At 65.5% G+C, this 3994-nt stretch carries 4 protein-coding genes; 1 reads left to right on the top strand and 3 read right to left on the bottom strand.

Annotated features, from left to right (window positions below):
* Positions 1-41: 41 nt before the first annotated feature.
* Both V2S05_RS13325 and V2S05_RS13320 read right to left on the bottom strand, forming a co-directional pair.
* Positions 42-1394: a dihydrolipoyl dehydrogenase family protein gene (locus tag V2S05_RS13325; RefSeq protein ID WP_413635947.1), complete on the bottom strand. Its 1353-nt coding sequence runs from the start codon at positions 1392-1394 to the stop codon at positions 42-44.
* Positions 1391-1705, bottom strand: coding sequence for a thioredoxin family protein (locus V2S05_RS13320; RefSeq protein WP_071044127.1), 315 nt, complete (start codon positions 1703-1705; stop codon positions 1391-1393). The genes V2S05_RS13325 and V2S05_RS13320 overlap by 4 nt, the downstream gene beginning before the upstream one ends.
* Before the next feature lie 54 nt (positions 1706-1759).
* On the opposite strand from V2S05_RS13320, the gene V2S05_RS13315 reads away from it, so the two are divergent.
* Entirely contained in the window at positions 1760-2155 is a 396-nt protein-coding gene (locus V2S05_RS13315) for a heavy metal-responsive transcriptional regulator (protein ID WP_071044126.1), read from the top strand.
* Between the two features lie 390 nt (positions 2156-2545).
* On the opposite strand, the gene V2S05_RS13310 is transcribed toward V2S05_RS13315, so the two are convergent.
* The gene (locus tag V2S05_RS13310; protein WP_413635949.1) at positions 2546-3745 is read right to left on the bottom strand and encodes an IS110 family transposase; all 1200 of its coding nucleotides are present in this window, start codon (positions 3743-3745) and stop codon (positions 2546-2548) included.
* Between the last annotated feature and the right edge of the window lie 249 nt (positions 3746-3994).

Below are 3994 nucleotides of genomic sequence, written 5' to 3'. Positions count from 1 at the left end.
CGGGGGGGGGTGCCCCTATGTGGTTAGTCAAGCGAAGTGTTCTAGAGCAGCGATCCGAGGTCGGAGCCGAGGGACGGGTAGGTGGCGGTGGCGGATTTGAGTTGCTGGGTGGTGAGGCCGAGCTTGATGGCGAGTCCGAAGGTGTTGATGAGTTCGGAGTAGTCCAGGCCGAGGAGATGTGCGCCGAGGATCCGGTCGGAGGCGGTGTCGATTATGATCTTCGCGGCCGCGGTGGTTTCGGCGACTCGGTAGGTGGAGTACCAGTGGCTGGTGTCGGTGAACCGGACCGCAATGTCGTGCCCGGCTTCGACCGCTTCGTGCTCGAGGAGTCCGACACGGCTCAGTTCGGGGATGGTGAACACAGTGGTGGGCACGCCGGTGTAGTCGGGAGCGATCGTGGTGCCTCTGATCATGTTGGATGCGGCTACTTTGCCTTCGAACACGGCAACGGGGGTGAGGGGGTGGCCAGGAGTGTCTGCGGCGTCGCCGGCGGCGTACACGGCCGGGTTGGTGGTGCTTTGCAGGTGGGGGGCGACCGTGACGCCGCGGCGGCCGCTGGCGATCCCGGCGGCGTCTAGATGCAGGCTGGCGAGGTTGGGGACCCTGCCGGCGCCGTGAACGACGAGGCCGGTGTCGATGCTGCCCGCGCTGCCGGTGGTGTCAATGCCGACCCGGTGGCCGGCCGGCGTGGCTTCGATTCCGGTGACGGTCGTGTTGCGAAGGACACGGATGCCGGCCTGCTCGGTTCGGCTGATGAGGAGTTCGACGAGGTCTGGATCGAACTGGCGCAGCGGGCGCGAACCTCGGTCGATGATCACGCAGTCGGCGCCCGCACGGGCGGCGATGTGGGCGAATTCGAACGAGATGAAGCCGCCGCCGATGAACACGATTTTTTGCGGTAGCTGATCGAGATCGAGGAACCCGGTGCTGTCGATGAGATTCCCGGCACCGGGGAAGTCCAGGGGGCGCGGGGTCGCACCGGAGGCGATGAGGAACCTGTCCGATCGATGGGCGGTGCCGTCGATGGTGAGCTCGTTGGCCCCGGTGAACTCGGCGTGCCCGTGGAAGGTGGTGACGCCATTGCCGGTGAGTTCGTTCTCCATCCGCTTCGGGACACGATCCGTGAAACCGCGTTTCCGCTCCATCAGCGCTGGCCAATCCAGGGCCATCCCGTTCTGGTCGATACCGGTGCCGCTCATCAGCTGAGCTGAGTCGATGACCTCTGCGCCGCGGCGCAGGATCTTTTTCGGATCGCAGCCGCGCAGCGCGCATGTTCCGCCGTAGGGGAGTTCGTCGACGATCCCGACCCGCCATCCCTGCGCGGCGCACTTGTTGGCCGAAGCGATTCCCGCCATGCCCGCGCCGATCACGATTAGGTCGAACGAGTCGCTCATTCCGCAGCTGCTTCCGCGTGGGCGATCGCGTCGCGCAACTGTTCCAGCGTCGGGGATCCGGCAAGACCGTTCGGGGTCAGGTAGACCCGGCAGGACAAGCCCGGCGGCGCATCTGGTGCCGGGAACAAGGCCGCCCCGTCGAGGAGAAGCGTGGGGGAGCCACGGAAGTCCAGCGCTTCCGCGTCCGCCTGCGTGGCTACGCGCTGACGTTTCACCGTGAGCTCAGAACGCTCCGCGGCGATCATTGCCACGCGTTCCGCGGCGGTCTCCCAGTTCGGACAGCCGTCGAAGTACTGCACCGTGATTTCCATGCACCGACCCTAAACGTTGTAGTCAGATGCAAGGTCAAGTGGTGTGATGGAGACATGCGCATCGGAGACCTCGCCGAAATGTCCGGCGTCAGCACACAGACCATCCGGTTTTACGAACGCGAAGGTCTGCTGCCGGCCCCCCACCGAGAGAGCAACGGATACCGGTCGTACGAAGACCGTACGGTCGCACGAATAGGGTTCATCCGTGCTGCGCAGGCCGCCGGCCTCAAGCTGACCGATATCGCAGGAGTTCTCGAGCTGCGAGAGGCTGGACAAGCTCCCTGCTCACATGTGGAATTCCTGCTGGCCGAGAAGCTCTCCGAGGTCCGTGCGCGGCAGGAAGAGCTTGCCCGACTCGAAGCGGAACTTGTCGGCATGATTGCGGCAAGCCGGATGCTTGACCCGGCGGAATGCTCCGCAGGCAGCGTCTGCAACCTGATCCCGCAGTAACTGCCTGCGCCATACGACGCTCTCCACGTCGAGGCCATAGACCTGGCGCCGCCTCAGCTGGCGTCTTCCCGGAGCGAGCAGCCCATAGAGTCGCGAAGCATGTTCGCCGGTAGCATCTGGCTTGTGCAGAATGCCGATATCGATCCGAAGCCAGCGGTCGCACCATGGTGCTCATGCTGCGGCCGAAGCTATCAGCGTTCGAAACTTCACGCACTGGGGGACTCGGGGGCCCTCATCTGTCGGCGCTGCGGTCTATACGTCGCGCTCCGACTTAGACACGATCCCGTCCCGCGAGCGGACAAGTAGCCCACCGCTAAGCCGGATTGTCGTGACAACCATTGCATCTCACTGTAGGCGGCGGCCCAGCGGTGCGTTTGCAGTTGATGTGCCTCAGGCGACCAGTCTCGTCGGAGACGGCTGGTAGAGGCTCCCGTCCCGGAGCATCGCGTAGAGGACGTCGCATCGTCGGCGGGCGAGAGCGAGCAGCGCTTGGTTGTGGCGTTTGCCCTGGCTGATCTTGCGGTCGTAGTAGGCGCGGGATTCGGGGTCGCGTAGCGCGGCAAAGGCGGAGAGAAACATCGCGTTCTTGAGGATCTTGTTCCCGCGGCGCGATGAGTGCTCACCCCGGATCGAGGACCCCGATCTTCGAGTAACGGGTGCCAAGCCGGCGTAGGCGGCGAGGTGTCCGGCGGTGGGGAAGTGTTTGCCGGCGACTTCGGTGAGGACTCTGGCTGCGGTCCTGACGCCGACTCCGGGCATGCTCGTCAGCACGGGCTGAAAAGGGTGCGCATCAACCATCTTCTCGACCTCCGCCGCGACATCGTCACGTTGCTTCCGCAACGTCGCGAGCTGCGCGGCCAGTCGCGGGACCACCATGGCTGCCGCGTTCGTGCCGGTGACCACGACCGTCTGCTCGCCGAGTGCGGCAATGATCTCGTGCGCCCAGTCGCGACCTTTGCGCGGTGCGTGTTTCAGCATTCGCGTAGCGACCCGTTTCTCGCCGGCGGCGCGCATCGCGGCCGGTGAGGGGTATCGCTGCAGGAGGTCGAGGATCGCGGGGTGATCGAGCCGTGGCCCGATGGCGCGTTCCAGTGCGGGATGGATCTGGGTGAGCAGCCCACGGACGCGGTTGCCGACTTGGGTGATCTGGGCGGCGAGGTCGTCGTCGAAGCCGCAGAGCATCGATAGTTCCGCGACCTGCTCGTCGGTGACCTGGATCGACCGCAGGGTGTGCGGCATCGTCCGCGCGGTCTCCGCGATGATCGCCGCGTCCCTCGCGTCGGTCTTCGCTTCGCCTGGGTGAAGGTCTGCGATGCGTCGCATCGCCAGTCCCGGCAGATATCCAACCAGCGCGCCTGCGGCTTGCGCGACCGCGACCGGCAACGCGCCGATCGTTGCCGGCTGATCGACGATCAAAAGCACCACGCCGTGCCCCTGCAGGTCGGCGAGCACCGCTCTGAGTCGGCGTTCGTCGTTGGGCAGGGGTCGGTCGTATAGCTTCTTCCCGGCCCGGTCCAGAGCGACCGCGTGGTGCTCGCCCTTGCCGACGTCGAGGCCGACGAACACGTCGACCTGGTCGTAGTTCTCGATCTGGGTGACCACAGCTCCTCCGTTCGCCCGGGTTGACAGCTGCGACGGTGCGTCTCGGCATCCACGTTACGAACGACCTCGAGCGTGCTCGGGCCTGGCCCCTATCAGCGATCACCCACCGCCAACCAGGTTCGGTGACAACACCCCCCGGATCATGCGTACGACAGGGGGGACCAATCATGCCGAGCCCGGCAGGCTGCCACCGCCCAGCATGCTCACCGAACGGCTACGAAGAAAGTAACGGGGGGG

It is taken from the genome of Microbacterium sp. OR16 (assembly GCF_047306725.1).
Classification (GTDB): Bacteria; Actinomycetota; Actinomycetes; order Actinomycetales; family Microbacteriaceae; genus Microbacterium.
Note: the sequence above shows the minus strand (reverse complement) of the source record. Positions and strands in the feature narration are given on the sequence as shown.

Excerpts from the sequence above, each read along its gene's own strand:
- V2S05_RS13325 (WP_413635947.1), bottom strand. The coding sequence starts at position 1,394 with ATGAGCGACTCGTTCGACCTAATCGTGATCGGCGCGGGCATGGCGGGA.
- V2S05_RS13320 (WP_071044127.1), bottom strand. The coding sequence starts at position 1,705 with ATGGAAATCACGGTGCAGTACTTCGACGGCTGTCCGAACTGGGAGACC.
- V2S05_RS13315 (WP_071044126.1), top strand. The coding sequence starts at position 1,760 with ATGCGCATCGGAGACCTCGCCGAAATGTCCGGCGTCAGCACACAGACC.